Annotated in this window: 3 protein-coding genes; all 3 read left to right on the top strand. The window is 73.2% G+C overall.

Annotation, left to right across the window (positions count from 1 at the left end; translation table 11 throughout):
- On the top strand, positions 1-1,527 hold a 1,527-nt coding region (locus NWP10_RS10820), incomplete at its 5' end, for a TPM domain-containing protein (protein ID WP_258300908.1).
- 141 nt (positions 1,528-1,668) lie between these two features.
- A complete protein-coding gene (locus NWP10_RS10815) occupies positions 1,669-2,496 on the top strand; it encodes a PspA/IM30 family protein (RefSeq protein WP_258300907.1) in 828 nt (275 codons plus the stop codon).
- Between the two features lie 171 nt (positions 2,497-2,667).
- On the top strand, positions 2,668-4,068 hold the full coding sequence (locus NWP10_RS10810; RefSeq protein WP_017488800.1) for a sodium/glutamate symporter: 1,401 nt from the start codon (positions 2,668-2,670) through the stop codon (positions 4,066-4,068).
- Positions 4,069-4,134: the final 66 nt, after the last annotated feature.

Below are 4,134 nucleotides of genomic sequence, written 5' to 3'. Positions count from 1 at the left end.
GGGGCGGGCGCCGTGGCGGCCGCGGTCGGCGGCGGCGTGCTCGTGGCCCGGAACCGGCGGAAGAAGGACGGCGGCGCCGTCGAGCGCTCGGGCCGGGACGCCCGCCCCGTGGAGCGCGACCCCCTGGACGAGATGAGCCTGGAGGACCTGCGCACCCGTGCCGGCTCGAAGCTCGTGGCGGCGGACGACGCGATCCGCTCCTCCGAGCAGGAGCTGGGCTTCGCGATGGCCTCGTACGGCGAGGACGCCGTGCGCACGTTCCGCGAGGACATCGACCAGGCCAAGGAGCACATGCGGGCCTCGTTCCAGCTGCAGCACCAGCTGGACGACCACATCCCGGACACCGAGGAGGACCAGCGCTCCTGGCTCAAGGAGATCATCCAGCGCAGCGACGCCGTCGGCGCCGCCCTGGCCTCCCACCAGAAGGACTTCGACTCGCTGCGCGACCTCGAGAACAAGGTGCCCGAGGCCCTCGAGCGGATCGACGCGCGGCTGCCCGAGGCCCGCGCCCGGGTCCAGCAGGCCGAGTCCTCGATCTCCGCGCTCCACGGCCAGTACGCCGAGTCCGCGCTGGCCGAGGTCGCGGACAACGCGGCCCAGGCGCGCGAGCGCCTCGAGTTCGTGGAGACCGCCGAGGCCAAGGCCCGCCAGGCCTGGGAGACCCAGGACCGCTCCACCGCGGCCCTGGCCGTCCGCGCCGCGGAGGAGTCCCTCAGCCAGGTGGACACGCTCACCGAGGCGGTCGGCAAGGCGGAGGGCTCGCTGCGCACCATCGTGGGCAACCTCCAGACCGGCCTCGCCCAGTCGGAGCAGGACCTCGCCGAGGCCGAGGCCCTCGTGGCCAACGGCTCGCACCCCGAGCTGGCCGGCCCCGTGGCGGGCATGAAGACCACCCTGGCCGCCGTGCGCCGCTCCCTCTCGGGCGGCCGCCCCGACCCCCTCGACCTGCTGCACCAGCTCGAGGCGGCGCACCGGCAGCTCAACACCCCGCTGTCCGGCGTGCGCGACGCCCGTGAGCAGGCCCGCCAGGCCTCGCAGATGCTCAACTCGGCGATCGCCCAGGCCCAGGCCCAGATCGACGGCACCGCCGACTTCATCGGCGCCCGCCGCGGCGCCGTCGGCTCCGAGGCCCGCACCCGGCTCGCCGAGGCGGACCACACCCTGCGCGCCGCGATCGACCTGTCCCGCACGGACCCGGTCACCGCCCTGCAGCAGGCCCAGCGCGCCTCCCAGCTCGCGGAGCGCGCCTCCGAGCTCGCCCGCCAGGACGTGGCGGGCTTCGGTTACGGCGGCGGCATGTACGGCCCCGGCATGGGCGGCATGTACGGCGGCCGCCAGCGCAGCGGCGCCGGTGCCAGCTTCGGCGGCGGCCTGGGTGGCGCGCTGCTCGGCGGCATCCTGATGAACTCCATGTTCAACAGCGGCGGCGGCAGCTGGGGCGGCGGCGGCTTCGGCGGCTTCGACGGCGGCGGGCTCGGCGGAGGCGACTTCGGCGGGTTCGGCGACATCTCGGGCGGCGGCTTCTGACCGACGCCCCCAACGACTCCGGTGCACGGCGCATCGGCCCGGACCGCTCACCCGGCCGGGGCCCGGCCCGCGAAGGCGGGACGGGACGGACGCAGGCCGACGGTCTGCGCTGACGTGAAAGACCGACGAAAGGCAGACATCATGGTCAAGCAGTCCATCTTCGGCCGCATCAGCACGCTGGCGAAGGCCAACATCAACGCGATGCTGGACAAGGCGGAGGACCCCCAGAAAATGCTGGACCAGATGGTCCGGGACTACACCAACAACATCGCCGAGGCCGAGGCCGCCGTCGCCCAGACGATCGGCAACCTGCGGATGATCGAGGACGACTACCGCGAGGACCAGGACGCCGCCCGCAGCTGGGGCCAGAAGGCGATCGCCGCCTCCCAGAAGGCGGACGACTTCCGCACCAAGGGCGACGCCGCCTCCGCGGACAAGTTCGACAACCTCGCCAAGGTGGCCATCGAGCGTCAGATGGACTCCGAGCGCCAGGCCAAGTCGGCCGAGCCGACCATCACCTCCCAGCGGGAGATCGTGGAGCGCCTGAAGACCGGCCTGGACCAGATGAAGGTCAAGCGCCAGCAGCTCGTGTCCAAGCGCGACGAGCTGACCGCGCGCGCCAAGTCCGCGCACGCGCAGTCCGCCGTCGCCGACGCCGTGAAGTCGATCGACCTGCTCGACCCGACCTCCGAGGTGTCCCGCTTCGAGGAGAAGGTGCGCCGCGAGGAGGCCCGCGTCCGCGGCCAGCAGGAGCTCGCCGCCTCCTCCCTGGACGCCCAGTTCGAGTCCCTCGAGGACCTCGGCGAGAAGACCGAGGTGGAGGCCCGCCTGGCCGCCCTGAAGTCCGGCGGCGCCGGCCAGTCCGCCCTGACCGCCGGCGGCTCCGAGGGCTCGGACCTGGCGCTGGACTACGGCGTCGAGACCACCGCGGAGCAGGGCGCCGAGGAGACCCGCGTCGAGCGCGGCTGACCTCCCCCGCCCCGACGGCCCGTCGCCCGGCACCTGCCGGAGCGGCGGGCCGTCGTCGTGCGCGGCCCCGGGCGGTGCGGACCGTGCGCGCGCCCTCTGCTAGTGTCCCTGGGTCCCCGGGCCGACCCACGGGGCGACTCGCATCCGCCTCCGCACAGAGGGAGAACCCCCATGCAAGAGCAGTTCACGGCCTGGTCCGTGCTGGTCGACGCCGGTTTGATCGGCGCCCTGCTGGCCGTCGGCACGCTGGCCCGCGCCGTCATCAAGCCGCTCCAGACGCTCATGATCCCGGCCTCCGTGATCGCCGGCATCCTGGGCCTCGTCCTGGGCCCCAACGTCCTGGGCTGGCTGCCGTTCAGCACCCAGCTGGGCACCTACGGCTCGATCCTGATCGTGATCGTGTTCGTCTGCATCGCGCTGACCGACGACTTCGACGTCCGCAAGATCGGCCGCCCCGTGGGCTCGTTCGCCTCCTACGGCGTGCTCATCTACGCCTCGCAGGTGGCGATCGGCGCGCTCGTGGCGCTGCTCGTGCTGCAGCCGCTGTTCTCCACGCCGGACTCGTTCGCCGCGCTGCTGTTCGCCGGCTGGGCGGGCGGCTTCGGCTCCGCCGCGGCCGTGGGCCAGGCCTACGCCGCCAACGGGGACATGACCGTCACCTCCCTGGCGTACACCTCCGCCACGGTCGGCATGATCGTCGGAGTGGTCGGCGGCATCATCCAGGCCAAGATCGGCGCCAAGCGCGGCCACGCGAAGGAGTTCGCCGGGCTGACCTCCATCCCGGACGAGCTGCGCACCGGCGTGCTGGATCAGGTCCAGGAGCGCCCCGTGATCGGCCGCCACACCTTCTCCGCCGCCTCGGTGGAGTCCCTCGCCTTCCAGGTCGGCGTCGTGGCGATGATCGCCGCCGCCGCGCACGGCGTGGTCACGTGGATCACCGCCGTGTGGCCGAACATCGTGGGCGAGGACGGCCCGAAGCTGATCATCCCCGCCTTCGCCGTCGCGTTCATCCTCGGCCTGATCGGCCGCGTGGTCTTCCAGGCCACGAAGACCGCGAAGTTCCTCGACCCCGGGTCGCTGAACTCCGTGTCCGGCACCGCCACGGACATCCTCATCGTGTGCGGCATCGCCTCGATCGCCCCCACCGTGGTGGTCGACTACTGGCAGCCGCTGCTGGTGCTGTTCGTCATCGGCCTCGCCCTCGCCCTGTTCCTCGGCCTCGTGGTGGCCCCGCGCGTGATGACCGACGCGTGGTTCGAGAAGCAGCTGTTCACGTGGGGCTGGGCCACCGGCGCCGTCGCCACGGGCGTGGCCATGCTCCGCATCGTGGACCCCAAGCTGAAGTCCGGGACCATGGAGCAGTTCGGCGTCGCCTACATCCCCGTGGTCCCGGTGGAGATCGCCGCCGTGTCCTTCGTGCCCCTGCTGCTCATCGCCGGCCTGTCCTGGGCCGTCGTCGGGATCTGGGGCGCGATCGCGATCGCCGCGATCCTCGCCGCGATCTGGCTGCGCCGCACCGACCCGGGCGTGCGCTCCCCCGCCCAGCAGGCGGTCCGGGCCGCCAGCCGCTGACCCGTCCCGCACCGATCGCCCGAGGGCGGTCGCCCCGCGCCCCGGCCCCGTGGCGGCGGCCGGGGC

This window comes from Micrococcus sp. HG099, assembly GCF_024723355.1.
In the GTDB taxonomy this organism is placed as follows: domain Bacteria; phylum Actinomycetota; class Actinomycetes; order Actinomycetales; family Micrococcaceae; genus Micrococcus; species Micrococcus endophyticus.
The sequence above is the reverse complement of the archived record's forward strand: the minus strand, read 5'-3'. Positions and strand labels throughout refer to the sequence as shown.